19 protein-coding genes, 1 other RNA gene and 1 pseudogene are annotated in these 25,677 nt (G+C 65.7%); 7 read left to right on the plus strand and 14 right to left on the minus strand.

Going from position 1 to position 25,677, the window contains the following annotated elements:
• Window positions 1-505: 505 nt before the first annotated feature.
• Window positions 506-1,686: pseudogene (locus KWO_RS21585) on the plus strand (benzoate/H(+) symporter BenE family transporter).
• A 138-nt stretch (window positions 1,687-1,824) separates the two neighbouring features.
• On the opposite strand, the gene KWO_RS21590 reads toward KWO_RS21585, so the two are convergent.
• The 7 genes from KWO_RS21590 to KWO_RS21620 all read right to left on the minus strand — a co-directional run bounded on the left by KWO_RS21590 (window position 1,825) and on the right by KWO_RS21620 (window position 9,332).
• A non-coding RNA gene (locus tag KWO_RS21590) (sX9 sRNA) lies at window positions 1,825-1,901 on the minus strand.
• A 62-nt stretch (window positions 1,902-1,963) separates the two neighbouring features.
• Window positions 1,964-3,868, minus strand: a complete 1,905-nt coding sequence (bphP, locus tag KWO_RS21595; RefSeq protein WP_017112616.1) for a bacteriophytochrome BphP — start codon at window positions 3,866-3,868, stop codon at window positions 1,964-1,966.
• Window positions 3,865-4,458 (minus strand): biliverdin-producing heme oxygenase, encoded by a 594-nt coding sequence (locus KWO_RS21600; RefSeq protein WP_010380086.1) that lies wholly within the window; start codon window positions 4,456-4,458, stop codon window positions 3,865-3,867. Before KWO_RS21600 ends, bphP begins: the two co-directional genes overlap by 4 nt.
• Before the next feature lie 99 nt (window positions 4,459-4,557).
• Entirely contained in the window at window positions 4,558-5,823 is a 1,266-nt protein-coding gene (locus KWO_RS21605) for a TCR/Tet family MFS transporter (RefSeq protein WP_010380087.1), read from the minus strand.
• 355 nt (window positions 5,824-6,178) lie between these two features.
• Window positions 6,179-8,341, minus strand: a complete 2,163-nt coding sequence (locus KWO_RS21610) for a lytic murein transglycosylase (protein WP_017113431.1) — start codon at window positions 8,339-8,341, stop codon at window positions 6,179-6,181.
• Between the two features lie 176 nt (window positions 8,342-8,517).
• Window positions 8,518-8,724: a hypothetical protein gene (locus tag KWO_RS21615; RefSeq protein WP_010364255.1), complete on the minus strand. Its 207-nt coding sequence runs from the start codon at window positions 8,722-8,724 to the stop codon at window positions 8,518-8,520.
• 218 nt (window positions 8,725-8,942) lie between these two features.
• Window positions 8,943-9,332: a YchJ family protein gene (locus KWO_RS21620; RefSeq protein WP_082320597.1), complete on the minus strand. Its 390-nt coding sequence runs from the start codon at window positions 9,330-9,332 to the stop codon at window positions 8,943-8,945.
• A gap of 391 nt (window positions 9,333-9,723) precedes the next feature.
• Here KWO_RS21620 and KWO_RS21625 point away from each other — a divergent pair, with 391 nt between their 5' ends.
• Window positions 9,724-10,503, plus strand: a complete 780-nt coding sequence (locus KWO_RS21625) for a sulfite exporter TauE/SafE family protein (RefSeq protein ID WP_017112488.1) — start codon at window positions 9,724-9,726, stop codon at window positions 10,501-10,503.
• Window positions 10,504-10,613: 110 nt separating this feature from the next.
• Here KWO_RS21625 and KWO_RS21630 read toward each other — a convergent pair whose 3' ends face one another.
• From KWO_RS21630 to folE, 7 genes are all read right to left on the minus strand, one after another.
• Window positions 10,614-11,795, minus strand: coding sequence for a Wadjet anti-phage system protein JetD domain-containing protein (locus KWO_RS21630; protein WP_017112489.1), 1,182 nt, complete (start codon window positions 11,793-11,795; stop codon window positions 10,614-10,616).
• A gap of 97 nt (window positions 11,796-11,892) precedes the next feature.
• Window positions 11,893-15,327: an ATP-binding protein gene (locus KWO_RS21635; protein ID WP_017113432.1), complete on the minus strand. Its 3,435-nt coding sequence runs from the start codon at window positions 15,325-15,327 to the stop codon at window positions 11,893-11,895.
• 138 nt (window positions 15,328-15,465) lie between these two features.
• On the minus strand, window positions 15,466-16,164 hold the full coding sequence (locus tag KWO_RS21640) for a DUF4194 domain-containing protein (protein WP_010381249.1): 699 nt from the start codon (window positions 16,162-16,164) through the stop codon (window positions 15,466-15,468).
• Window positions 16,148-17,620, minus strand: a complete 1,473-nt coding sequence (locus KWO_RS21645) for a DUF3375 domain-containing protein (RefSeq protein WP_010381251.1) — start codon at window positions 17,618-17,620, stop codon at window positions 16,148-16,150. The genes KWO_RS21640 and KWO_RS21645 overlap by 17 nt, the downstream gene beginning before the upstream one ends.
• Window positions 17,617-18,204 (minus strand): DUF4276 family protein, encoded by a 588-nt coding sequence (locus KWO_RS21650; protein ID WP_010381254.1) that lies wholly within the window; start codon window positions 18,202-18,204, stop codon window positions 17,617-17,619. The genes KWO_RS21645 and KWO_RS21650 overlap by 4 nt, the downstream gene beginning before the upstream one ends.
• Window positions 18,204-19,400 (minus strand): AAA family ATPase, encoded by a 1,197-nt coding sequence (locus KWO_RS21655; RefSeq protein ID WP_010381256.1) that lies wholly within the window; start codon window positions 19,398-19,400, stop codon window positions 18,204-18,206. Before KWO_RS21655 ends, KWO_RS21650 begins: the two co-directional genes overlap by 1 nt.
• A gap of 73 nt (window positions 19,401-19,473) precedes the next feature.
• On the minus strand, window positions 19,474-20,076 hold the full coding sequence (gene folE, locus KWO_RS21660) for a GTP cyclohydrolase I FolE (RefSeq protein WP_010381258.1): 603 nt from the start codon (window positions 20,074-20,076) through the stop codon (window positions 19,474-19,476).
• 128 nt (window positions 20,077-20,204) lie between these two features.
• Here folE and KWO_RS21665 point away from each other — a divergent pair, with 128 nt between their 5' ends.
• The 5 genes from KWO_RS21665 (at window position 20,205) to KWO_RS21685 (ending at window position 25,642) form a co-directional block, all read left to right on the plus strand.
• Entirely contained in the window at window positions 20,205-20,657 is a 453-nt protein-coding gene (locus KWO_RS21665) for a MarR family winged helix-turn-helix transcriptional regulator (protein ID WP_010381260.1), read from the plus strand.
• Window positions 20,658-20,746: 89 nt separating this feature from the next.
• On the plus strand, window positions 20,747-20,965 hold the full coding sequence (locus KWO_RS21670) for a DUF1656 domain-containing protein (RefSeq protein ID WP_017114550.1): 219 nt from the start codon (window positions 20,747-20,749) through the stop codon (window positions 20,963-20,965).
• Entirely contained in the window at window positions 20,962-21,885 is a 924-nt protein-coding gene (locus KWO_RS21675) for an efflux RND transporter periplasmic adaptor subunit (protein ID WP_010381263.1), read from the plus strand. The genes KWO_RS21670 and KWO_RS21675 overlap by 4 nt, the downstream gene beginning before the upstream one ends.
• The gene (locus KWO_RS21680; RefSeq protein ID WP_017113433.1) at window positions 21,882-23,330 is read left to right on the plus strand and encodes an efflux transporter outer membrane subunit; all 1,449 of its coding nucleotides are present in this window, start codon (window positions 21,882-21,884) and stop codon (window positions 23,328-23,330) included. Before KWO_RS21675 ends, KWO_RS21680 begins: the two co-directional genes overlap by 4 nt.
• On the plus strand, window positions 23,327-25,642 hold the full coding sequence (locus KWO_RS21685) for an FUSC family protein (RefSeq protein WP_010381268.1): 2,316 nt from the start codon (window positions 23,327-23,329) through the stop codon (window positions 25,640-25,642). The genes KWO_RS21680 and KWO_RS21685 overlap by 4 nt, the downstream gene beginning before the upstream one ends.
• Window positions 25,643-25,677: the final 35 nt, after the last annotated feature.

Raw genomic sequence — 25,677 nt, forward strand, 5'->3', positions numbered from 1 at the left:
TTTTCTTGCCGTCAACACCTTGTTGCCGAGGTGATTGACGCCGCTTCGTTTCGACCCGAAGGTTTTCTGCGAAGCGAGCAGGCCATATTAGCAGGCTTTTCATCCTCGTCAACCCCTCGTGAAGAGGAAGTTGCCGCCGCTGCACCTCAATCCGCCGTAGCGTCTTTCCGTGTAGCGAGCCGCCCATCATAGCCGGCTTTTCCGTTTCGTCAACACCATGTGATGTTTCCGATTCGCCGCGCTCGTTATTGCGATGCTTCAAGAAGCGCCGCCGTCCTGAGCGAGGTCGCGCAGTTTATCGAGACTACGCAGAAGTGCAAGTACTTTTTGACAGCGGCATGACATCGACCTGCAGCCGCCTTTGTGCTGCAGGCGATTGCGCGCTCTGGTCACTCCCGCATGCGGGCTGGCACTCTTACAGCGATCGACAGCCGTACACGTATCACCCAGCTATCGATCGCCGGTGGGCTCGGCGAAGATGCATGCATTAGATAGAGCGACTCTCATGCCCGCTTCCCGCAACCTGCTCCGCGATCTGTCCCTGCCTGCGATTGCCGCCGGCTTTGTCACCGTGCTGGTGGGGTTTGCCAGTTCTGCGGTGATCGTGTTCGAGGCCGCGCGTCATCTGGGCGCCGATCAGGCGGAGATTGCGTCGTGGATGTGGGCGCTGGGCATCGGCATGGGCGTGACCTGTATTGGGTTGTCGCTGTGCTACCGGGTGCCTGTGGTCACGGCTTGGTCCACGCCAGGTGCAGCGATGTTGATCGGCAGCGCGGCCGGGGTGCCGTTGCGCGAGGCCATCGGTGCGTTTGTGGTGGCTGCGGTCTTGGGAATGGTGGCCGGGTTTTCGGGATTGTTTGAGCGAGCGATCCGCCGCATTCCGATCTCTCTTGCCTCGGGCATGTTGGCCGGAGTGCTATTGCGCTTCGGCCTGGACATCTTTTGGCGATGCAAAGCCAGGTGCTGCTGGCGCTGGCGATGCTGGCCACCTATCTATGCGGACGGCGCTGGTTTGCGCGCTATGCAGTGATTGCGACCTAGTTGGTGGGCATTGGGATTGCCGCAAGCCGCAGGCTGCTGCAGTTGGGGACAGTGCAATTGGAATTGGCCCACCCGGTGCTGGTGGTGCCTTCGCTGTCGTGGTCGGCGCTGTTTGGTCTGGCGATTCCGTTGTTTGTGGTGACCATGGCTTCGCAGAACGTGCCGGGTGTGGCGGTGATCCGGGCATCCGGCTATGCGGTACCGATCTCGCCAACGATCGGCTGGATCGGCGCGGTCAATACGGTGCTGGCGCCGTTCGGTGGCTTTGCGTTGAACCTGGCAGCGATTACCGCGGCGATCTGCATGGGCCGGGAAGCGCACGAAGATCCGGCACGGCGCTACACCGCGGCGGTGAGCGCAGGCGTGTTCTACGTGCTGATCGGCTTCTTCGGGGCAACCGTGGCGGCGGTGTTTGCGGCCTTCCCGCGCGAACTGGTGATGGCGATCGCCGGGATCGCGCTGTTGGGGACCATTGGCAATAGCCTGGCGGCGGCACTGCGCGAGGACAGCGAACGCGAAGCGGCGTTGATCACTTTTCTGGTCACTGCCTCCGAGCTGACGCTGGGCGGGATCGGCGCGGCGTTCTGGGGTTTGGTCGCCGGAACGATCACGTTGCTGGCCTTGCGACCGAAGACGGCGCCGTAGCACGAGGCATCGCGTCAACACGCCCTGCACGTCGGCTCGAGGCATCCCGTCGACGCGATGCCTCGCCTGCAACAAAGGCAAGGCAGGCAGTGCGCCGGCACCCAGCGTCCTCACCATATAGGAAGCAGCGCTAAGAGCGGCTAACAAAACGTAGCGAGCACCTGTCAGGTGAGCGCGGACGGCGCACTCACAATTGCAGTGTACGCGTGGTACATGCCGAGTCCGAGCACCGGCCGCGCCCGCCTGGCGGCTGCGCAGTCGTCTTTGTCAGCTGCTCTTATTCAGGATCACGTAATTGCAGTAGCCAGTGCGCGGTGACGCCGCTGGGGCTGGGCAAGGGTTCGAGATGGAATTGGCGATATGCCGGCTCACCATCCTGGGTGCTCAGCGGCAGGGTGACGTAGGCAGCGCGGCCCAGGCGCAGCGCATCCTCCAGCAGTTCGACCTTGCCCCGCGCAGCATCGTCGGCCAGCAGGGCGAGGATGTCGCAGCCGATCAAGTCGGCCACTTCGGTCTGACTGAGTTCGGCGAACGCCGGGTTGACGAACATCAGCCGGTGCGCAGCGGCGTTGGCACCGCGTTCGATGATGGCCACCCCGTCGCGCAGTCGCGACAGCGAGGCTTCGAGCAGGGTGAAGTCCTGCTGGAAGCGCTTGCGCTCCATCAGTTCGATCAGCACGCGCAGGCTGCGTGCCGATTCCAGGTGCAGCGGCGACCAGCGCCGCGCGCGGCCGCGCACGGTCTGCTGCCACAGGTCGAAACTCTTGCGCGGCGACAGCCGCGAGTTGGGAATGTCCTGCAGCTTGGCCAGCTGCGGGTTGCCGGCCCATTTGACCTGCTGCACCTGTTCGCGGCGGGTCCACAGCAGAGCGCTGCGCGATTGCGGCATCAGCGGCACGAAGATGAAACCGGCTGCCAGTGGGGCGAGGTCGGCCAAGTCCGGGAACACCTCGCCGATGGCGTCCACATGCAGGGCGCCGACCGCATCCTCGCGCAGGGCGTCGTGGTGTTCGGATTCGAGATGTTCGCGGATGCGGCGCAACGCCTCTGCATCCGGCACGCTGCCATGACGGCTGATCTCATTGCCATGGAAGATTGCCACGCCATCGGCGTCGACCACGTCCATCAGGTCCGGGGCCATGTCGGCGAGCATGTCCACGGTCAGGTGCTCGGCGTCGTTGAAGTCGGTGATCAGTTTTTCGCGGATGGTGAGCAGCACCGATTCCAATCGCGCCCGCCCAACCGCCTGCAGCGCGCCGATGCGCCCGGCCAGCGCGCGGGTCACCGCATCGGTGGCATCGCGCATGGCATGGCTGGTGAAGTGCGGGCTGTAGTGGTGGCAGGAAATCAGCCCCCAGAGCGCATCGTTGACCACGATCGAGGACACCAGGGTGGCGCTGACGCCCATGTTGGCCAGGTATTCCAGATGCACCGGCGAGACGCTGCGCAGGCTGACATCGCTCAGATCCACCGGCGTGCCCAGGCGCGGATGCAGGGTGGGTTGAATTGGCGAGGGCTGATAGCGCACATCGGCGATCTGGCGCACGCGGTTACGCAGGTACAGTGCGCGCGCCTGTGCGGGGATGTCGCTGGCCGGGTAGTGCAGACCGAGATAGGCCTCCAGTTCGGGCTGGCGCGCTTCGGCGATGACATCGCCGTTCCACTCTTCGTCGAAGCGGTACACCATCACCCGGTCGAAGCCGATCATGCTGCGCAGGCCCTTGGCCGCACGCACTGCCGCTTCTTCGATTACCGAATCACGCTCGATGCTGCGCAACAGCGGCAGCGCTTCGCGCAGGGTGACATCCATCAGGCGCGCATCGCGCGGCTCGATCTCGATCAGCCATTGCTCCGGATACAAATGCCAGGCGGCGACCCAGGGGTGATCGGTGGGCGCACTGCGTTGCGGGAAGTGCACATCGGCATGCAGCAGATGCTGCGGTTGATCGTCCACCGCATAAGGTTGTGCGTCCGGCAGTTCCAGCACCCGGGTATAGGCCATGCCCAGCAGCGCGTCCATCGGCACGCCGAGCAACTCGGCGGCGGTGCTGCTGGCCTGCACGATGCGGCCATCGGCCGGTTCGATCACCAGCAACACGCCGTAGGGCTGGATCAGGCCGGGAATATGGATCGGCTCGCGCGCGCAGACATCCATGTCCAGGGGTTCGATGGGCTGATTCACGGGTGCGGCTCCGCTGCGAGGCAGGTATGGAAGTGGGCGAACATGGCCTGCGCGCCGTCGATGGCGGCGTCGCGCGCAGATGGAGTGTCGAGGCGTCGCTCCAGCGCTGCCTGGAAGCGGCGCCAGCCGGCCGGGTCGTCGTCGGCCAGCTCGAAATAGCGCAGGGCGCCAGCCAGCGCGGGCTGCTGCTTGCGCACGCTGCGCGCGATCATCCGCCCGCCCAGTTGCGAGCCTTCGATGACATACAACATGCCCCAGCGCGCGGCATCGTCGGCGACGCTGGGCAATGCCACCGGCAAGTCCGGTTGCTGGCCGAGCGCGCGCAGGTCCTCGCGCAATGCCGGTACGCGGCGGCGGTAATGCCAGCCATTGCCGACCAGGGTGGTGAGCCAGTCGCTGAGTTGCGCTTCGAAGCCGGCCAGCAAGCCATGGTGGCGACGCAGGATCTGCGCATAGGCCGCCGAATCAATCTGCCCCTGCCCCAGCGCCTGCATCAGCGGGACCGCCTCGACCAGGCGATGGGCATCCTGGGTGGCGTGGCGCAGCGCGAGCGCGGCCGATGGCGGAACTGCCAGGGCGTGGGAAGGCATAAGAGCTCAAGGCAGTGCCGCGGCACGAAGAACACCAGCCTAGCAGCGCGCGCGCAAATCAGAAAAAGCGGACGCGAGCGCAAGCTGAATAGGTTGGCGTTATGCCTGCGCGGCGGGCGCGGTGCCAGCGCCCCGCCCTGCCCGTCTCCAGGCCATGGCCCAGCCTGCTGCGAGCAACACACCGGCCAGCAACCACGGTGCGCCGGGCAGATGCAGCGGCGCACCGCTGCCGATAAACCAGGCGAACACATTGGCGAACAGCAACGGTCCAGCGATGCCGGCCAGGCTGACCAGACCGGTGAGCGCGCCTTGCACGCGGCCTTGCGCATCGGCGCCGACCTCGCGGGTGATCAGTGCCTGCGCGGAAGGGGCGGCAAGCGCCCACAACGCGCTGATCGGCACCCCGATCAGGAACGCGGCGCCGCTATCGGCCAACCCATAGATGACAAAGCCGATCACCCCGCAGCCCAGCCCCAGCAACAAGGCGCGGCGCTCGCCCAGCCAACGCACCAGGCGGCCGACCAGCAATACGTTGACGATGATGCTGCACACGCCAACCCCGGCCAGCACCCAGCTCACTTCGCGCGGGCCCCAGTGATATTGGTAGCCGGCAAACAGCACAAAGATGCTGGGATAGACGTAGTGCGCCAGGTTGGCCAGGAACACCACCGAGGCCAGGCCGAACACTTGCGGATAGCGGCGCAGCAGCTTGAGTGCGCCAAGCGGATTGGCGTGCGACCACTCCAACCGTGCGGTGCGGCGTTCAACCGGCAGCGATTCGGGAAGCACGAACCAGCCGTACAGCACATTCAACAAAGCCAGGCCGGCCGCAAACCAGAACGGCCAGCGCAACCCCATGCTGCCCAGCCAACCGCCGATCAACGGGCCAGCGACAAAGCCAATACCGAACGCGGCACCGAGCATGCCGAACGCGCCGGCGCGTTTGTCGGCGGGGGTGACGTCGGCGATGTAGGCGTTGGCGGTGGAGAAGCTGGCCGAGCACACGCCGGAGATCACCCGCGCCAGCAGCAGCATCGGCAGGCTGTGGGCGATGGCCATCAGGATGAAGTCCAGGCCCAGACCCAGGCACGAGAGCAGGATCACCGGGCGGCGGCCGAAGCGGTCGGAGAGCGCGCCTTGCAACGGCGAGCAGACGAACTGGATGGCAGCGAACAGGAAGCCGAACCAGCCGATCCAGCCGGCGGCCACCACATAGTCGCCGCCGGTGAAGTGACGCACCAGATCCGGTAGCACCGGAATGATCACCCCGAAGGACAACACGTCGATCAAGACGGTGATGAAGATGAAGATCAGCGCGGCGCGGCGGCGCCCCGGGATGGGAGCGGAATCAGGAGAGAGAGACATCGCGCGGCGCAGTTGGGCGAAGCGGCGAGTGTAGCGAGGGAAACGCTGGGTCTGTTGGGTGAAGCAGGATCAACGTGATGGAGTTGGAGCTCCTCTAACTTACGTGAGATGCGTTGGCGGTGAGATTCCGCGCAAGGCGTTCGGGTTGGTCAACTGCACGTGGCTACGCCCGTACCCTCATCCGCCCCTGCGGGGCACCTTCTCCCGATGGGAGAAGGATTGGTTTTGTTCCTGCTGCATGAGGCTGCGCCCGTAGCCTCATGCGCCCCTTTGGGCACCTTCTCCCGATGGGAGAAGGGTTGAGGCTGATGTTCGTGCTCTGCTGTGCCGTTCGTGTCGGCGGCCGGTGTTGCGGTTACTCGACGCTGATGGTCTGGCTCAGGGTGTGGCTGGCGCCGGGGGCGAGTTCGATGACGTCCGGGCCGGCGTTGGCTGCTTCCAGGCAGACATAGTCGCGCCAGCCGTCGCCCACGTCGGCCATCTTCTTGCCGGCCTCTTCGCCCGGGTTCCAGACCACCAGGGAGCGGCTGCCTTCGGTGGCGATGACGATGCGGCGGCCAAGCACCGGGTCGGTGAGCGTGTAGCGGCCCCCAGCGTTGGTGTAGATGCGGTCGCTGCGGCCAGGGTCGCGTGGGTCGCGCAGGCTCCAGTCGCCTTGCTGACGGTGAGCGGTAGCGTAGTTCTCGTATTTATCGAGATAGTCCAGGCCGTCCAGGCCCTGCACGCTGACATTGAGCGCGTCGCCGACGTGGAAGTAGTTGTGCAGCGCCTGGGTGAAACGCACCGAGGCGCCGCTAATGTTTTCGGTGATCAGGCGTTGCTCCAGCGTGCGGCCGATGCGCAGTGTCATGCGCAGGCGCAGCGCCAGGTCGTCCAAGCGCGGCGGGGTGAGCGTGAGCACCACGGTGCCGTCGTCTTCGCGGCGGCTTTCGGTGAGCTGCCACGCCACGGTGCGCACGAAGCCGTGTGCGGGCACGTCGCCGGTCTGGTCCTGGCGGCCGAAGTACGGCCAGCACACCGGCGCGCCGCCGCGGATCGGAGTGGGCGGTTGCTGGGCGCTGGGCGACAGCCACATCACGTCCTGCCCGCCCTTGGGAACGAACGACACGAGCTGGCCGCCGAACAGGCTGATGGCGGCGGTGGAGAACGGCGTATCGATCAGCAGCGACGGAAAGCCGTGGAAATCGCCTGTGGTCAGGCCGGTGATGTCGGACATGGGGGATGCCTTGTGGACGATGGGGGATTGGGCGAAGGCGGGGTATGCGGCCGGCAGCTTGAAAGCGGTGGCGCGGATGGCGGCAGCGCCGGCGACCGGCGGGGCGGCGCGCAGGGCGGTGAGGATGCGTTGGCCGGGGCGGCCGTCGGCCGGTTGCAGGCCCAGGCGGGTTTGCTCGACCTGGATGGCGCGGCGGGTGGCGCTGCCGACCATGCCGTCGGCCTCGCCGATCTGGTGGCCACGAGCGAGCAGCAACTGCTGCAATTCGCGCCGTTCGGGCCGGCCCAGGCCGGGGTCGTCGGTGGGCCAGGCCGCCACCAGGCCAGGGCCTCCGCGCAGGCGGTCGGCGAGCAGGGCGATGGACAGCGCGTAACTTTCGGCGGCGTTGTAGGCGTAGATCGCGTCGTAGTTGCGAAACACCAGGAACGCCGGGCCGGTGGCGCCGGCCGGCAGCAGCAAGGCGGCAGGTGTCTCTGCCGGCAACCCGGTGGGCGCCAGCGGTTTACCATCCGTGCCGAGCAGGCCAGCGGTTTGCCAGGCCTGCAGCGGTTGCCGGCGGGTGCGCCCGGCCTTGCTGGCATCGAAGCCGCGCGGCAGGGTGACTTCCATGCCCCACGGGCGGGCGCGTTCCCAGCCGGCTTTGACCAGGTAATTGGCGGTGGAGGCCAGTGCGTCGGGAATGCTGGCAACCAGATCGCGGCGCCCGTCGCCGTCGCCATCCACCGCGATGCGGGCGTAGGTCGAAGGCATGAACTGGGTCTGCCCGAAGGCGCCGGCCCAGGAGCCGGTGAGTCCATCGGCAGACAGATCGCCTTGCTGCAGCAAGCTGAGCAAGGCGAGGAATTCGCCACGAAAGAACGGCTGGCGGCGGCCTGCACACGACAGCGTGGCCAGCGACACCAACAACGGGCGCTTACCGGTGACGCGGCCGTAGTCGCTCTCCACGCCCCACACCGCCACGATGGTGGCCGGGTCCACGCCAGTCTGTTCGGACAGGCGGCTCAGCAGCTCGCGGTGGGTGACCAGCATGGCCTGGCCATCGGTGACGCGCTGGCTGTCGACCAGGCTGGCCAGGTAATCCCAGATCGGCGTGGTGAACTCGGGCTGCGCATCCAGCAGCGGTAACACGCTGGGGTCGGGCACCAGCCCGGCGGTAAAGCGCTGAAAGCTGGCAGCGTCCACGCCCTTGGCAGCTGCCTGGCTCTGCAGGCCAGCCAGGCAGCGGTCGAAGGCCGGATCGGCGCAAGCGGCCAGCGGAAGCAGTCCCAGCACTAACGGCAATGCGCACCGGGGCAGCGTCATGGCGCGGTGGCCGGCGGGTGGACGGACGTCATGCGGTGGAGTGCTCCTGCGCGGCAAGTCGAGCCGCCGAGCATAGCCAACCTGGCTGGCGACAGGGGTGCAGGATGGCGATGGGTAATGCGTCTTCGGGGAGGCCTGCGGCTCAGTGCGGGCGATGTTGCCGCCGGCCTGGTGGCTTAGCTGCTCTCGCCCGCGATCCCGGTCAGCAGCGACAGGGCCGGCGCGGAGGGAGCGCTTTCGGCCAGTCGGCGCGTGCGAGCACGGCGCGGTGCATCGTGGCGCGGGCCGAACCGAATCAATGCGGTGGCCACGCACGCGGGCAGCACGATCGCAAACACGACCGCCGCCAAAATCGCCCATTGCCAGAGATTCAAGGTTGCCATGCTCCGAGTCCCACCGCCCGCGGCGGAGTTCGCCTGCGCGGCAAGCTTCGGGGATCGGCTGCGAACGTGGCGTCGACAAACCGCGGTCCTGGAGACCGTTCGTCGGGCTGAACGGGTTTGCTGGGCTGTGTATTGAACGGGGCGTGTGTTGGTGAGCCGCATGCGGTTGCGGCGGTGGTTGTGTTGCTGGCCGCGGTGACGACTGGTCGGCGTGATGCTCAGCGGGCGTCGAGGTAGTACCAGTGGCCGCCTTCGCGCACGAACCGGCTGTGCTCGGTCATGCGCACCGCGCTGCCGCCACCGATGCGATAGCGCGCCAGAAAGACCACCTCGGCCGTGTCGGGACCAGTGTCTAGCGTGCGCTGCACGGTCAGGCCGAGCCAGGTGGTGCGCCCGCCCTCGTCCAGCGACAGCTCAGCCGGGCGCGTGGACGGATGCCAGCTTGCCAGCAGGTACGCGGCGTCGCGACGCACATAGGCGCTGTAGCGCGCGCGCATCAGGGTTTGGGCATCGGGCGCGGCGGTACCGGAGTGGTACGGACCGCAACAGCGTGCGTAATCGGCGGGGCGGCCGCAGGGACAGGGGTCGGGCGGTGTGGAGGTTGGCATGCGGGGATTGTGCGGGATGGGATTGGGGATTGGGGATTGGGGATTGGGGATTGGGGATGCGAATGCGGAATGCGGAATGCGGAATGCGGAATGCGGATGTGTACGCGTTGCTGAAGAGTTGCGGGAGGTTGAGTGATTGATTGACGAGTTGGTTTGCAAGAACGCTCTCATGCAAGCGGCTTGAGGCTTTGGTTAGGAGAATGCTTCTTGCAGGGTTCAGGGCGACGGATAACAGCCTCTTGCAATCGCACGGCGCGAGGGCTTCGCCCCCTACCCTCACCCCAACCCGTATCCCGCTGGGAGACGGGCTGCTGTCGCGGTGTTGGGGCTCTGACTCTGGGCGGGCCTGCGAGTGCGCTGCGTCTATGCTGGCGGCCCCGTCTTGCGGAGCGTGACCTTGCTGGAATTGATTCCCACCGAATTGCCGTGGCTGCTGTGCATCGCGTTCGTGGCCGGGCTGGTGGATGCGGCGGTCGGCGGCGGTGGGTTGATCCAGTTGCCGGGCTTGTTTGCGACGCTGCCGCAACAGGCGCCATCGCTGATTTTAGGCACCAACAAGTTCAGTGCGATGTTCGGCACCGGTGCGTCGGCGTGGCGGTATGCGCGTAACGTGCGCTTTCCGTGGCGGCCGGTGCTGTATGCAACGGCGGCAGCGTTTACGTTTTCATTCTTGGGCGCGACCGCCGTCAGCCTGATGCCCAAGCAAGCGGTGCGGCCGCTGATTTTGCTGCTGCTGATCGCGATGCTGATCTACACGTTGATCAAGAAGGACTTCGGCGCACTGCATCGGCCACGCGACATCGGCCGGCGCGAGCTGGCGACCGCATTGGCGATGGGCGCGGCGATTGGTTTCTACGACGGGTTCTTCGGCCCAGGCACGGGCAGCTTTCTGATCTTTCTGTTTATCCGCTTTTTCGGGCTGGATTTCCTGCGTGCCTCGGCGGCGGCCAAGGTGGTCAACCTGGCCACCAACCTTGCAGCGTTGTCGTTCTTTTTGCCCAGCGGGCAGGTGATGTTGGCGATCGGTATTCCGATGGCGGCGGCGAACGTGGCCGGCGCGGTGGCCGGCACGCGGATGGCGTTACGCGGTGGCACCCCGTTGATCCGCAAATTGTTCCTGGTACTGGTGATCGTGCTGATCGGCAAGATGGGCTGGGATTTACTGCACTGAACCTGCGCGCTGCTGCGTGGTATCGCGCATGCGCTGGGATGGCATGCGCGCAGCGTCGTGCATGACCGCACACCGCAGGCCGGTAACAGCGTGCGGCGATGGGGCAGCACTCAGTCGGCCAATGCCGCCTGGATGCGCGGCCAGGCATAGTCCCAGGCGATACGCTCCTGCTCCAGGCGCGGCGACGGACCGAACCGGCCGCCACGCAGGTCTGCATAGAGACGCTGCTCCTGGATGCTGAGCGCGTCCAGGTGTTGGGCGCGGTGCTGCCTGCGTTCGTGCCCCCACAACGCGCGCGGGGTGGCATGCAGGGTGGCCTCATCCATCAACACCGCAGTGGTGTGCGGCGCGTGCGTGCGCAGGCGGTGCAGGATCGCTAGGCCGTGGGTGTCGATGTCGCCCCAATAGTACAGCGGCAACCCGCGCAGCCACTCGATACTGCTCACGTATTCGATGGCGTACCCGCGCGCCATCAGCACCAGCGTACCCGGCAGCGATTCGCAGGCCAGGCCGGTTTCGCGGTTTTCCACGATCAGGACGCGGCGCGCAGGCAGACGCAGCGCGGCGATCTGCGTGATCGGTGCATTGATGTCCTCCAGGCCGCCGAGGTGGTGGCGCAGGGCCGGGTCGAGCAATCGCAAACGCACCCGATCCGGCGCGCTGCGCAGGCCGGACAGGCTGGCAAAGCTGCGCGGCTCGGCGATGCCGCGCAGGGCGGCGAGCCAGTCGGCAATGACGCCGCGATGCGGTTCGATCCATTTGCTGTCGATGCCGGCAATGGGAAGCTGGCGCAGGAACAGCCCACTGTCGCGGTGCTGGTGCAGCCACTCCACCACCGCCACCAAGCGCGCGAAGTCGGCCTCCGGCCAGTCGGCCAGCAGATCGAATTGACGGCGTAGCCGCGCCGCCAGCGCGACCGCCTGCGGCCAGCGCGCCTGCAAGGCAGCGCTGCGTTGGCGGGCACGCGCCCAGCGCTCGCCCTCGCCAAGCGCGGCGGCGGCCTGACTTGCATCGTCCAGCATCCAGGCCTGCGGCAGGCGTTGCGGCCCCAATTGCGTCCAGCTCACCGCGCGATACTCCACCCGCCCCGGCAAGCCGGTGCGGCTCCACTGCTGCAACCACGCACCGAAGGCATCGAACCGCGCGATGGCCTGTGCCTGGGTCGGCGCCCGCAACCCAATCGCTTGCGGTGCGCCCTCGCCGATCAGCCACTGCCCGCGTGCGCGCTGCCACTGCCCGCGCAAGGCCCGCAGCGCGGCCTCAGGCAACAGCATGGGCGCGGCGGCGGTCATCAATCAGTGCGGCGCCAAGGCCGCGTGGCGACGAGCGACGCGCATGACGTCTGCACTTCGCGCCTGCTGCGGCACTGCAGCGGTGCGGTGCGTGCGGTCAGTGCAGTCCATCGGCGCTCGCTGCGCCGATAGCATCGGCGGACGGCTCGGTCGCGCGCGCCGCACCGGCGGCCGCCGCCGCGCTGCGCGAGCGCTCGGGCAACTTGAGCCGGCGTGCCTGTTCGTCGTATTCGATCAGCAACACGCCAGAGTCGTGACGGCCGCTGATTTCGACAAAGCAGGCGCCGCCGATAAACGGCTCCAGCGTCATCACCGACTTGAGCGGCGTGGCCACCACCATCTGGAAGCCGAAATTTTCGAAGATGTTCATCGCCAACGCGGTGAATTCGTTGTCAGCCTTGTCGAAGGCTTCGTCCAGCACCACGGCCGCGTAGCGCGGCAGTTCGCCGTCTTCGCCGCCAAGTTGATACCGCAGCGCGGCGGCCAGGCAGGTGGTTGCCAGTTTCTGCCGCTGGCCGCCGGACTTGCCGGCGCCGCTGCGGTAGATCTCCACCTGCTGGCGGGTGGCCGCATCCAGTTCGACGCCGACGAACTCCACATGCAGACGCACATCCAGCACCAGCTCACGCCAGCGCTTGTCATCGCCATCGGCCGAGCCGAGCTTGCGCACCAGTTCGCGCAGCACCGCAAATTGCTGTTCGGCCACGTCGCGCTGTTCGGTCTGGTGGTGACCGAGCACATCCCGCAGACGTTGATGGAAGTCGATCACCTCCGGCAGACGGCGATCGCTGAGTTCGATGGTCAGCAAGGTGCCATGGTTGAACGGCACCTGCTCCAGGCTGGCGTTGACCTCGTCCAGGCGTTGGGCAATCGATTTGCGCGCTTCGGCGGTATGGCGCTGCAAGGCGAGCAGATTGTTCTTGCTCTGGCTTTGCAACAGCTCGAAAAAGCGTGCTTCGTGCTGCGGCAGGCCATCGCGTTCCAGACGCTGCAGGCGGGCGAGAAAATCCTCGGCGCCGGCCAGGCTGATGATGAAGTCGCCACTGTCTTCGGGCCACTGCTGGCTATACCGGCGGAAGCAGCCGAGCAGCAACTGTTCGAGCCGATTGTGCTCGCTGTCGCTGGCGCTGGTCTGCTCGGCGATGGCGTTGCCGATCTGGCGAAAATGCGCTTCGAGATTGTCCAGGCTGAGCGCGCCCAGGTTGGCCAGGCGCTCCTCCAGCCCCTCGCGCTGCAGCGGCGTGACCACACGGGTATCGGCGTCGGCGCATTGCAGGCGCTGCTTTTCCAGACGCGTGCGCTCGACCCCCAGCGCGATCCGTTCCTCGCGCACACCGTCGAACGTGCGCTTGGCCTGTTCCAGATCGCCGCGCGTGCGCTCGATCGCCTCGCCCAGCGCACGCAGGTTGGCATCGCCTTCGCGCAGCTTGCGCAAGGCGCTGGCGATATCGTCGCCGCGCTGCAGTTGCGCGGCGACGTCGATTTCCTCCCAGCCCAGGTTGGCCAGGGTGTGCTGGGCCAGGCGCCGGCTGGCATCGCGTTCGCGGCGGGCACGCAGCGCGGCCACGTCGGCATCGCAGGCGGCGATGCGTTGCGCCAGTTCGATGGCTTCGCGTTCGTACAGCGCCAACTTGTCGCGGTTGTCGAAGCCCAGCAGCCAGCGCCGACGGTCGCCGACCGCATGACGGTCGTCTTTTTCGTAGCGTTCGCCGGGATGCTTGACCTGGCCTTCGCGGGTGATCGCGCGCTCTGCCGTGCGCAAGGCCTTGGCGCTCTCCAGGCAGTCGTAGTCGAAACGCTTGCCCAGTTCGCGCCGCAGCCAGCCAGCAAAGGGATGCTCGCGCAACTGCAGCTTGTGCAGCAGCGAGGCGCTGCCGGGTTCGCGGCCGGCAAACGCTTGTTCGTTGTTGCGCACCCGGTAATAGACCAGGCGCGAGCCGAGATGCGTGCGGTTGACCCACTCGGCCAGCTCGGCGTAATGGCGCTCGTCCACCAGCAGCGATTGCGCAAAGCCATGCAGCACGCGCTCGATGGCACCGCGCCAGGCGACATCTCCCTCACGCACCTGGATCAGTTCGCCGACAAAGGGCAGCGCGGCCTCGGGAATGCCGGTTTCTTCGCTCAGGCGTGCACGCAGGGCCTGCATCGGCGCAGCAATGTTGGAGGGATTGCGGGTGAGCGCCTCGATCTCGGCGCGCACCTGCGCAAAGCGCTGGCTGTCCTCGCGCTTGCCGGCGATACGCTCGCCGATCACCTCGTCCTGTTCGGCGGCCAGCCGCTGCCCGTCCTCGAGCGCGGCACGCGCCTGCGCGGACTGCTCGGCAAATCCATGCGCGTTGTCGGCCAGGCTCTGGTCGAGCTGGCGGCAGGCCTGTTCGGCCCTGACGCGTTTGTCGCTGCGGCGTGCAAGTTCGCCCTGGACCTGGAGCTGCTCGCGTTCCAGCGCGTCGATCCGCTCGCCGCCCTGGCTGCGGCGCTGGGCCTCCAGATCGGACAAGCGTTGTTGGTGGTTATCCACTGCAGCGCGGCGTTGGCCCTCCTCGCCGGCCAGGCCCTGGTCGTTGACGTCCAGTGCGTGCAGTCGCGCATCCAGCAACGCAAGCCGGCGTTGCTCGCGATAGGGGTCCAGGCCGAGCTTGAGTTCCTGCAAGCGGCCGCGCTGGCGCTGCACCGACTGCAAGTCGTCGTAATGCGCACGCGCCGGCAACAGCGTTTCGACCTGCCGCCGTGCGGTGACCACCGCCCGATGCGCTCCATCGAGTTCGGCGAAGTCGCCCACCAGCCGCTCGCTGGCGTCGAAGGTCTTGGGCGCTTCGAGCATGAAGCCGCGCAGAAACACATTGAGATCGCCAAGATTCTTCGCCGACTGGGTTTTGTGCAGCAGCCGTAGCGCCATCTCGTTGGCGATGCCCAGCTGATGGCGGAAGCGCTCGGCATAGCCGGAGAAATTGTCGAAGTGGGCGATGTCGTCGCCCAGGCGCGCCTTCAGCTTGCGCAGATCCAGATCAAAACCGACTAGTTCGCTGGCGATATCGAAACTGCGCTCGGCCACCATGTAATGCTTGCGCACATCGGCTGCCGCCGCACCGCTGCCGGCGATCCAGAACAGCCGTATCAGGCTGATCACCCGTCCCTCGCCGTTGCGGTATTCCAGCACCAGCGCGGTCCAGGTGCTGCCCTTGCGCAAATATTGCGTGGCGATTTCGCCGGAGGCGCTGTCCTGCTGGTCGGCCCAGGCGCCGCGCACATACGACACCAGGTTGCGATCGCGGCCACTGCGCTCGGCCTCGCGCGCGGCGGCATTGAAGTCGACCAGATTGGGCGGGGTCAACAGAGCAGACATGGCATCCAGCAGCGTGGATTTGCCCGAACCGGAGCGGCCGACGAACAAGAAGCCCTTCGCGGCGATCGGCACGTCGGTCAGACCGTTGAACGTGCCCCAGTTGTGGACCTGCAGGCGGCGCATGCGGAACTGCTGCACGCGCGGGTCGGGCAGATCGTCGGCAAACAGGCTGGAGGAAGAAGATTTCATTGCGTCAGTGTAGAGCGTGTCGCGCGGCGCGGCGCGGCCGCGATGGCGGCCGGCTGGGCCGATGCCAGGAAGGGACAGTCAGATGAAGCAGCGCTGTTGCGCCCGCGCGCTGCCGGACAGTGCCAGCGCGCGATGCGCTCAGGCGTGCTCTGCATCGCCGACGGTGCCGGGCTGCTCACGCAGCTGGCGATAGATTTGCGCCAGCGCGGACACATCCTCGGCCGAGAACAGCAGCTTGAGCGTGGGCGAAACCTCATAGCGGTTGTCGTCGCCACGCAGGCGGGTGAGCACGTGGTTGTCCTTCATCTTCTGAATGGCGTTGCCAATCCGCCGCATGAAGCCGGCGCGGTCGGTGGACAGATTCTTCTCGTAGACGGCCAGGGCCTCGCTCAACGGCGCATCTTCGACCACCGCGCGCACGCCGCGCGCATCGGCTTCGGCCAGTTGCTGACGCAGATGCAGCAGCAACACCGAGTCGATGAAGGTCAGCGGCAAGGAGCGCAGCAGCACCGGCGCTTCGAGCTCGCCGGTGTCGGCCTGGCGGGTGAAGGCGACGCCGGCGTCGCGGTCGAGCACCAATTCGAGGAACAGTTCGGCCAGGCGGCTGCGCACGGCCGCTTCATGGCGCAGCAACGCCGGCCACAACTTGCTGTGGCGCTGCACGTCCACGCTGGGGCCGGCGAGCAGTTGGCACAGCACGCGCCGCGCATCCACCGGCAACGCACCGCTATCGCCGGGAAACAGACCTGTCGCGGCATCCGCCTCAGGCGCAGCCGCATCGGCGTGCGCGCTCGGCGCCGGTTCGTCGGTTTCGACGTTGTCAGCCTGCCAATTCATTGCGTTTCTCCTGGCTGAACCAGACTAACGGGATACGTGCGCCGCGCCACTGGCCGTCGCCGCCAAGCCAACGCGCGATCTCGCTGCGTTGTACATCGACCTGCCCATGCCGCGTGCCCAGCGACAGGTAGCCGATCACGCTGCCGAGCCCCTGCTCTGCCTGCCGCTGCGCCAGCACCTGCGCGATCGACAGCTGTGCGTGTTCGCCCAGTAGCTCGTACAGATCGCGGCGCAGGCTACGGAAGTCGATTTCCGACTGCGCGACCAGATCGCCGACGCTGTCCAGCGAGATCGCCGCTGCGTCGTTGCGCTGGATGCTGCTATCGACCTGGGTCTGACGCGGATCGTGCAGACGCCATTGCGACAGCGAGCGTAAGCGGCTGGTGGTCAGGTTGAGGTCGTGCCCGACCGAGCGCTGCGCACGCAGATGCTCGCGCAGCCCCAACGCCTCGGCCTGCGCCTGCTTCAGCAATTGATTGAGCCGGCGTTGTTCCAGATAGCCACGGCTTTGGACGAAGCCGCGCAGGCTGCGGGCGAAATGCTGCATCACATCGTGCACCTGACCGCCGCGTTCGAGCATGGTGCCGGTCAAGCCGCGCAGGAAGCTGCGCTCGCGGCGATCGAGCTTGCGTGCGAACGCCCGCGCCAACACCGTCTCCAGCGCCGCATCCAGCTGCGCGCTTTGTTCGGCATCGTTGAGCAGCGCCCAGAACGCTTGAAAACTGCGTCCGGCCTCGCTGTCGCCGATCACGTCCACGCCCTCGAACAGCCGCGTCAACACCTCGCCACGCTCGCCTTCGTCGTCAATGATGCGCTCACGGAACTGGCGATTGAGCTGCTCGAAATCGTCGCGTACCCGGCGAAAATCCTCGGTCAGCTCGTCGGCCAGCGCGATCACCTGCCGCGCACGTTCCAGCGCGCGTTTGCCATCCAACGAGGCGACCTTGCCGGCAGCCACCCGCGCGATCTCCGCATCGATGCGATCACGCTCGTCGCGCAGCGCCGACAGCCGCGCATCGGGATTGGTTTCGGTCAACGCGGCCAACTGCGACAACTGCTGCATCACCAGCGCAAGCCGGCTTTCGGTAGCGGCACCACGCGCCTGCTCCAGACCATCGGCAAAGCGAATCGCCTGCATCGCCTGGGTAGACAACTCGTACTGCTCCTGCTGCGCGCCCTCGGGCAGGCGCCGTTCCAGCCAGCCCTGCGCCAGCCAGTGCGCTACATAGTCCTGCGCAGTGCGCGGCAGCTCGCGCGAGAGCTGATCGACATTGAGATCGTCAAGCATGCGCTGCAGGCGTTCATGCAGGACCGCCGCAGGCAAACCGCGCTCGCTGTCGAGCAACAACGTCTGCAGCAGGCCGATCACTTCCGGCGACTGATCGGCCGCCAGCAGTTTCCACAGCGGCTGCTCGCGCAGGGCGCGATAGCGGGCGATGCGGGCACGGTGTTTCATGCAGGCGCTTGGTAGCCCAGTTCGTGTGCCAGCCGTCGCACTCCGTTAACGAAGGCGCGAAAACTTGGCGAGCGGCTGTCTTCTTCGCGCAAGTGATCAGCCATCAGGCGCGCTCCACTGCGTTTCTGAAACACGGGGATGAGCCGCTCGAGCTCTGCCGAGGGCTTATTCCAGTTGTCTGGCTGGGCGAATCGCTTACGTAGCGCCGGGGTATCGATCCTGCACTCGGGAAATGCCAATGCCAATGCGTTGAGATCTGCGATGTACCAACTTTCCAGCTCTTGGCAGACGAGGCGCACCAAAGCATCCGGTCGTCCATGCTGGCTGCATAGTTGCAAAAGACGGGCTTTCAGGGACAGGCAATCAGCACTGTCAGTGTCACGCACCACAACAAACCGATCTCCCGGCACACGCCAGGCGTTTAACTTTCTGCGCACGCTGCGCTCAAGATCGCTCTTTCCATCGTGAGGAATACATTGAAAGTCGCGGCTCTCCTGCCATCCAGGAAACAAGCGTGGCAGTAATCCATCCAGCAGAACCTTCATTGATGGCTCTTCCAGCAAGAAAATGATGCGCCCATGCATTAGGCCACCTCCCGGTTCAGACCCTCGAACAGGCCTTGCTTCCAAAGGTATCTGGGCAGATCGCCTGCTTCGAACAATGCTCGTAGATTTTCCGAGTCACTGGCACGCGTGATCGTGGTGAAACCCTTCTCCTTGCGCAAGCAGTAAATCTCCCCCAGCGTCAAAGCGTTGAGGAAATCGGGTGAATGGGTGGAGATGAAAACCTGGCCGCCACGCCTGGCATAGCCGCGGAACTCTTCCGCCAGCTCCGGCAGCAATTCCGGATAGAGCTGATTTTCTGGCTCTTCCACCGCCAGCAACGGGTATGGCTTGGGGTCGTTGAGAAGCACCAGATACGCAAACATCTTGATCGTCCCATCGGAAACGTATCTGGCGATGAACGGGTCCTTGAAGCTGCCATCCTGAAACCGCAGGATCAAACGCCCATCCAGGGTCTGCGTTGGTTGCACAACCGAAACACCGGGCACGCGGCGATTCATCGCCTGCAACACGCGATCGAAACGATCGCGATGGTTTTCGTAAAGGAAATTGGCGACCAGCGGTAGGTTGTCACCGCGCGTGGACAAATGCTCGGCAAAGCCTTCTTCCTGGCTTGGCCTTGCTTCGGAGACATGGAAATCGGAGACGTGCCAATTTTCAATCATCAGGCGAAAGGCGCTGGCCGCCTTGAAGCGTTCGAACTGGCCTAGGCCCTTGATCGCCAGGATATCCGGGGCATCGAGTTCCTGCTCCTCGCGTGTGAGCTCTTCGTCTTTCTTGGAGAACTCTTCTTCGTTGGTGATTGCATAGCCTTTGCCGTGCGCGAAATCCAGGAAGCGGAACGGCGCGCCATAACTGCCGCGCTTGTAGCGCAACAGTTCACGCTCAATCTCCACCCGCGTGCCAGTGGCGGGCGCGATTTTCAGCACGTAGGTCACCAGACGCTCTCTGCCAGTGATCTCCAGTCGAAATTGCAGGGTGAATTCGATGGGTTCGTGCGCGAACCCTCTGCTTGCGACTTCCTTGTAACCGCCGCGCTTTGCGATCGCCTTGCCGACATTCATCGACAAGGCGTCCTTGAGAAAGGAGAACACGTCGAACAGTGTGGATTTGCCGGTTCCGTTCGCTCCAACCAAAACGCAGAGCCTGGGCACGTGGGTTAGCTTGGCGTTGCGGAACAGCCTGAAATTCTTGATTTCTATAGATTCAATCTGCATGCGATTCCTTAGCGACGGTGTCCCGCCAGCTTGTAGCGCATCAATCTACCAGCCATCAACGCCAAGCTCGACCTCAACGCTTGCCGCCCACGTCGATGAATTGCAGGAATTCGGCGCGGGTGCGCGCGTCTTCGCGGAAGCTGCCCAGCATCTTGGAGGTCACCATGCTGACGTCGCGCTTGTGGATGCCGCGGGTGGTCATGCACTCGTGTGCGCCTTCCACCACCACGCCCACGCCGAGCGGTTGCAGCACGTCCTGGATGCACTGGGCGATTTGCGCAGTCATCTTTTCCTGCACCTGGAAGCGGCGCGCGTAGCTTTCCACCACGCGGGCCAGCTTGCTGATGCCGACGACCTTGCCGCGCGGCAGATAGCCCACGTGCACCTTGCCGATGATCGGCGCCATGTGGTGCTCGCAATGGCTTTCATACGAGATGTCGCGCAGCACGATCAGTTCGTCATAGCCGGCCACTTCTTCGAAGGTGCGTTCCAGGTATTCGCGCGGTTCTATGCGGTAGCCGCTGAACCAGTCGCCATAGGCCTCTGCCACCCGGCGTGGGGTGTCCAGCAGGCCTTCGCGCGTCGGATCTTCGCCCGCCCAGCGCAACAAGGTGCGCACGGCCTCTTCGGCCTGGGCTTGGGTCACGGAGGAATCGGGCTGGTCGGACTGGCTCATGCAAGTGCACCCAAAGGGGGCGAGCATGGTACCTGAGGACTGAGCGGCTGCCTCAGGTGCGGGTTTGCCATCTTGCAAATATTCATTGATTGTTGATTCATTTATGAATTGATAGCATACTATCTATTATGAAAGCTCCTCTTTCTCCACGCGCCCAGCTCAGCTCCGGCCTGCTGGTCGCTGCCCGCCAATGGCAACGGCTGGCCGACCAGGCATTTGCCACATTCAGCCTGTCCAGCGCCTGCACCGGCCCGTTGCTGATGATCGGCCGCTCCGGTGGCGGCATCCGCCAGGTGGCGCTGGCCCAGCAACTGGGCATGGAAGGCCCCTCACTGGTGCGTTTGCTGGACAAATTGGCAGGCCAGGGCCTGCTGCGCCGCGAAGCCGACAGCAGCGACCGCCGTGCCAACCAGCTGTGGCTCACCGAGGAAGGCCAGGCGCTGGCCGGCCGTATCGAGATCCGCCTGGATGCGCTGCGCGCCGAGGTGTTCGGCACGCTCAGCGATGCCGACGTGCAGGTGGTGCTGACCTTGTGGGAGCAGATCGCGCAGGCGCATGCGCGGCTGAGCCAGGCCGACTGAGTCGGCTGTCGGCGTCGGGTGCGACGCCCGTTGTGACCTGTTCGATGCCCTGGCGCGCTGCGCCGGGCGTTGCTGTTTCTTTCCCCAGGATGTGCCCGATGTACGGCGAATTCAGTCTCTACGGTGTGTTCGTGCCCACCTTGCTGGCGTTGATGACGCTGGCCTACCTGCTCAACAGCACGGTTGCCGCGCTGCTGACCCGCGCCGGTGCGTATCGCTACATCTGGCACCCGGCGCTGTTCAACCTTGCGCTGTACATCGCGCTGCTGGGCGGCCTTTTTTTCCTTACCCGTTGGATGCAATCGTGAAAAAGCTGATCAAGACCGCGGGGCCGGCACTGCTGACCCTGGCAATGGTGGTGGTGGCCGCGTTGGTGTTGCAGCACCTGTGGCGCTATTACATGCAGGCGCCGTGGACGCGCGATGCGCACGTGGGCGCCGATCTGGTGCAGGTGGCGCCGGATGTCTCCGGGTTGGTGGAGTCGGTGGCGGTGGCAGACAACCAGCCGGTCACGCGCGGGCAGTTGCTGTTCGTGGTGGACCGCGCGCGCTACGCGATTGCCCTGGAACAGGCGCGCGCCGCATTGGCCGAGCGCCAGGCCACGTTGACCCAGTTGCGCCGCGAGATTGCGCGCGATCGCAGCCTGCAGGATCTGGTCGCCGCCGAAGATGCCGAAGTGCGCCGCTCCAATGTGCAAAAGGCGCAGGCGGCGGTGGCCACCGCGCAATCGGCGGTAGACCTGGCCCAGCTCAACCTGGACCGCACTCAAGTGCGCAGCCCAGCCGATGGCCATGTCAGCGACCGCACCGTGCGCGTGGGCGATTACGTCACTGCCGGGCGCCCGGTGGTGGCGGTGTTGGACACCGGTTCGTTCCGTGTCGACGGCTATTTCGAAGAAACCCGCCTGCAGGGCGTGCACCCCGGCCAGCGCGTGGACGTGCAGCTGATGGGCGAGCCGGTCACGCTGCACGGACATGTGCAGAGCATCGCCGCCGGTATCGAAGACCGCTACCGCAGCGGCAGCGCTGGCGCATTGCCCAATGTCACCCCGGCGTTCGATTGGGTGCGGCTGGCGCAGCGCATCCCGGTGCGCATCGCACTGAATCAGGTGCCGGCGCATGTGCACTTGATCGCCGGGCGCACCGCCACGGTAAGCATCCTGCCCGACACGGCCAACGCAACCCCGGCCGCCGCGCCTGCCCGTGCGCAGGCCAAGGCGGCACCATGAACCGCACTGTGCTTCGTCCGCTGGGATTGGCCGCACTGCTGACCACGCTAAGTGCCTGCAGCACGGTCGGCCCTAACTACGCCGTGCCGGCGGAGTCGGCCTACCAGCGGCCGGCCGCTAATGCTGCGTTCCTTGATACCGGCAACGACCAGGTACAACCCGGCGCGGCGCTGCCGGCGCGCTGGTGGGCGCTGTATCAGGATCCGATGCTGGATGGCCTGATCGAGCAAGCACTGCGCGACAACGTTGAGCTCAAGGTCGCTGGCGCCAACCTGCGCCGCGCCGCTGCGGTCTACGAGCAGGCCATGGATGCCGGCGGCTTCGATTACGAGGTGGAGGCCGGCGTCAGCCGCGCACAGGTCTCGGCCGAAGCGTTTTTGCAGGAAGAAAAGCTGCCGGTGTTCAACCTGGCCGATGGCAAGTTCGGTGTGTCGTATCAGTTCGATCTATTCGGCAAGCTGCAACGCGGCGCCGAGGCCGCGCATGCCGATACCCAGGTGGCGCAGGCGGCGATCGATCTGGCGCGCGTCAGCGTGGCCGCGCAGGTGGCCGGCAGTTATGTGGAAATTTGCAACGCCAACCATGAGCTGCAGGTGGCCGAGCATTCGCTGCAATTGCAGCAGCACAGCCGCGAGATCACCCAACGCCTGATCGCTGCCGGCCGCGGCACGCCGCCCGATCTGGCGCGCGCCACCGCGCAGGTGGCGATGCTGGAAGCGTCGCTGCCGCCGTTGCGCGCGCGCCGCCAGGCCGCCGGTTACCAATTGGCCGCGCTGCTGGGCAAGACGCCCGGCGAGGTACCGACCGGTGTGGACAGCTGCGCGCACGCGCCTGCAGTGCAGCAACCGATTCCCATCGGCGATGGCCGCGCGCTGTTGGCGCGCCGCCCGGATGTGCGCCAGGCCGAGCGCCGGCTCGCAGCCGCCACTGCGCGCATCGGCGTGGCCACGGCCGAGTTGTATCCGGATATCCGCCTGGGTGGTTCGATCGGCGCCACCGGCCTGCTGGCGGACTTCGGCGAGCCGGCCACGCATGCGTGGTCGTTCGGCCCGCTGATCTCCTGGACGCTGCCCTCCAGCGGTGCGCATGCACGCGTGCGCGCTACCGAAGCTGGCGCCGATGCTGCGCTGGCGCAATTCGACAACACCGTGCTGCAGGCCCTGCGCGAAGTGCAGACCACGCTGTCGCGCTATGCGCAGGACATGGACCGCCTGCATCTGCTGGAACAGGCGCAGCAGCAGGCCGAGTTGGCGTCATCGCAAAACCGGCGCTTGTATCAAGGCGGGCGCACGCCGTACCTGTCCAGCCTGGATGCCGAGCGCACCCTGGCCACCGCTGACATGACGCTGGCCAATGCACAGGCGCAGGTGTCGCAGGATCAGATCCAGCTATTTCTGGCGCTGGGCGGCGGCTGGGAAGGCACGGCTGCCACGGCTGCGCGATGAGCACGTTACTGCGTGATCGCCAGGCCTGGCTGTTTTCAGTCAAGACCTTCGCCGCCTCGATCGCGGCGTTGTATGTCGCGCTGGCGGGCAATCTGTCGCGGCCGTACTGGGCGATGGCCACGGTCTACATCGTGTCGCAACCGCTGCTCGGCCCCACCCGCGCCAAGGGCGTGTACCGCGTGCTCGGCACCTTGCTGGCCGGCGTGGCGACCTTGGTGATGCTGCCGAATCTGTTGGAAGCGCCCTTGCTGCTGAGCGCGGCGATGGCGTTGTGGCTTTCGGTATGCCTGTTCCTGGCCTTGCTCAATCGCGGCCCGCGTGGCTATGCGTTTCTGCTGGCCGGCTACACCACCGCCTTCATCGGCTTTCCGGCGGTGAACACACCCGAAGGCATCTTCGATACGGTGGTGGCACGTAGCGAAGAGATCATCCTGGGCACGGTGATGGCAGTGCTGTTTGCGTCGCTGTTGTTTCCGGCTTCAGTCAAGCCGATGCTCACCGCGCGGATCGGCAACTGGATGCAGGACGCCGCGCAGTGGTGCCGCCAGGTGCTGCAGCGCGGCCCATCGCAGGCGCCACGCAATCGGCTGGCGGCCGATCTGGTGCAGTTCGAAGCCTTGATCGCCTTCGTGCGCCACGACGACCCACGCCATGCCGGCGCCGCTCCCACGCTGGAGCAATTACGCACGCGCATGCTGATGCTGCTGCCAGTGCTGTCGTCGATTGCCGACCGCCTGGATGCCTTGCAGCGCGATGGTGCGGCGCATGCGTCGGCGCTTGCGGCATTGCTGGAGGATGTTGCTGCGTGGGTGGATCAGGAAGACGACGCCAGTGATGCTGATGCTGATGCCAAGGCTGATGCAGTGCGTGCCCGCATCGACGGCTTGCGCCCGGTGGTGGACCAGGCGATTGATCATCTGCTGCTGAATAGTCTGCTGCTGCGCCTGCAAGAGCTGCTCGACCTGTGGCAAGACTGCCGCGCGCTGCAACAGGCGCTGGTGCAGGGCACCGCCCCGGTTGAGCTGCGTGCAATGCCGTCTACGACAGGTGCGGCATCCATGCAGACCGAGGACACATCGGACAATGCACCTCCGCGTTCTGCAATCGCTGTGTCGCTGCTGCAGCGCCTGGGTTGGTGGCGCGGCAAAGCTGCGCCTGCACGCTCGCCTGTGCAGTTGGACGCAACGCAGCACGATGTTGAGCTGCCTTCCTCAACGTCCGACGCGTCGCCGCAGCAATCGCGTTGGCCCTGGCCACAGGTGTCTGATGTATCTGCGCCTGCACGCACACTGCGCCACACTGATTTCGGCATGGCCGCGTTTTCCGCACTGAGCGCCGGTTTCGCGCTGATGGCGTATTGCGTGTTGTGGATCGGCATCGGTTGGGAGGGCGGTGGCAACGGCGCGATGATGGCCGCAGTCACTGCTGCGTTTTTCGCCGCGCAGGACGACCCCGCGCCCAGCATGCTGTCGTTCCTGATCTGGGCAGTGGTGGCCAGCGTCGTCGCCGGCATCTATCTGTTCGGCATCTTCCCGGCCATCCACGATTTCCCGATGCTGGTGTTGGTGCTGGCGGCGGGGTTCCTGCCATTGGGCGCGCTGCTGCATCGGCCCAAGAGCATGCTGATCGCACTGCCGCTGGTGGTGAACCTCACTGCGCTGCTGAGCCTGCAGAACACCTATAGCGCCAACCTGCAGAGCTTCGTCAATGCCGCGATAGCGATGGTGCTGGGGATTGGGTTTGCAGTGGTGTTGACGCGTCTGTTCCGCTCGGTGGGTGCCGAATGGAGCGCACGCCGCCTTGTGCGACAGGGCTGGCGCACGCTGGCAGATGCCGCCGATGGACACGGCGCGCAGGATCGCCAGCAATTTGCCGCACGCATGCTGGATCTGCTCGGCTTGCTTGCACCACGGCTGGCGTTGACACCGGAAGGCAGCGACCTGGCGCCGGTAGATATGCTCAACGAAGTCCGCGTGGGCTTGAACATTCTGCAGCTACGCAGCGCGCGGCACGGTTTGCCTTTGTCGAGCCGCGATGCGGTAGACGCGATTCTGCGCGAGGTGGCTGCGCACTACCGGCAGCAGGTTGCGCAGAAGCGGCCATTGCCTGGGCCGGATGCGCTACGTGATCGACTGGATGCGTCACTGACGCGTGTGGGTAACGTGCCGGCGGGCGCGCATCGTGATGAGGCGTTGTTGGGTTTGATTGGGCTGCGTTACAGCGTGTTTGCGCAAAAGGCGCCGTATCCCCATGGGAACGCCGATACACGGCCGCCGTTAGCCCCTCTCCCCTCGGGAGATGGGTTGGGGTGAGGGTATGGGGCGAAGCCACTACACGACTCAACTAC

This window comes from Xanthomonas vasicola pv. musacearum NCPPB 4379 (assembly GCF_000277895.2).
GTDB lineage: Bacteria > Pseudomonadota > Gammaproteobacteria > Xanthomonadales > Xanthomonadaceae > Xanthomonas > Xanthomonas vasicola.

Excerpts from the sequence above, each read along its gene's own strand:
- KWO_RS21655 (WP_010381256.1), bottom strand. The coding sequence starts at position 19,400 with ATGCAGATTGAATCTATAGAAATCAAGAATTTCAGGCTGTTCCGCAAC.
- KWO_RS21610 (WP_017113431.1), bottom strand. The coding sequence starts at position 8,341 with ATGACGCTGCCCCGGTGCGCATTGCCGTTAGTGCTGGGACTGCTTCCG.
- KWO_RS21665 (WP_010381260.1), top strand. The coding sequence starts at position 20,205 with ATGAAAGCTCCTCTTTCTCCACGCGCCCAGCTCAGCTCCGGCCTGCTG.
- KWO_RS21605 (WP_010380087.1), bottom strand. The coding sequence starts at position 5,823 with ATGTCTCTCTCTCCTGATTCCGCTCCCATCCCGGGGCGCCGCCGCGCC.
- folE (WP_010381258.1), bottom strand. The coding sequence starts at position 20,076 with ATGAGCCAGTCCGACCAGCCCGATTCCTCCGTGACCCAAGCCCAGGCC.
- KWO_RS21680 (WP_017113433.1), top strand. The coding sequence starts at position 21,882 with ATGAACCGCACTGTGCTTCGTCCGCTGGGATTGGCCGCACTGCTGACC.
- KWO_RS21650 (WP_010381254.1), bottom strand. The coding sequence starts at position 18,204 with ATGCATGGGCGCATCATTTTCTTGCTGGAAGAGCCATCAATGAAGGTT.
- KWO_RS21635 (WP_017113432.1), bottom strand. The coding sequence starts at position 15,327 with ATGAAATCTTCTTCCTCCAGCCTGTTTGCCGACGATCTGCCCGACCCG.
- KWO_RS21600 (WP_010380086.1), bottom strand. The coding sequence starts at position 4,458 with ATGCCTTCCCACGCCCTGGCAGTTCCGCCATCGGCCGCGCTCGCGCTG.
- KWO_RS21685 (WP_010381268.1), top strand. The coding sequence starts at position 23,327 with ATGAGCACGTTACTGCGTGATCGCCAGGCCTGGCTGTTTTCAGTCAAG.
- KWO_RS21615 (WP_010364255.1), bottom strand. The coding sequence starts at position 8,724 with ATGGCAACCTTGAATCTCTGGCAATGGGCGATTTTGGCGGCGGTCGTG.
- KWO_RS21645 (WP_010381251.1), bottom strand. The coding sequence starts at position 17,620 with ATGAAACACCGTGCCCGCATCGCCCGCTATCGCGCCCTGCGCGAGCAG.
- KWO_RS21630 (WP_017112489.1), bottom strand. The coding sequence starts at position 11,795 with ATGACCGCCGCCGCGCCCATGCTGTTGCCTGAGGCCGCGCTGCGGGCC.
- KWO_RS21620 (WP_082320597.1), bottom strand. The coding sequence starts at position 9,332 with ATGCCAACCTCCACACCGCCCGACCCCTGTCCCTGCGGCCGCCCCGCC.
- KWO_RS21670 (WP_017114550.1), top strand. The coding sequence starts at position 20,747 with ATGTGCCCGATGTACGGCGAATTCAGTCTCTACGGTGTGTTCGTGCCC.
- KWO_RS21640 (WP_010381249.1), bottom strand. The coding sequence starts at position 16,164 with ATGAATTGGCAGGCTGACAACGTCGAAACCGACGAACCGGCGCCGAGC.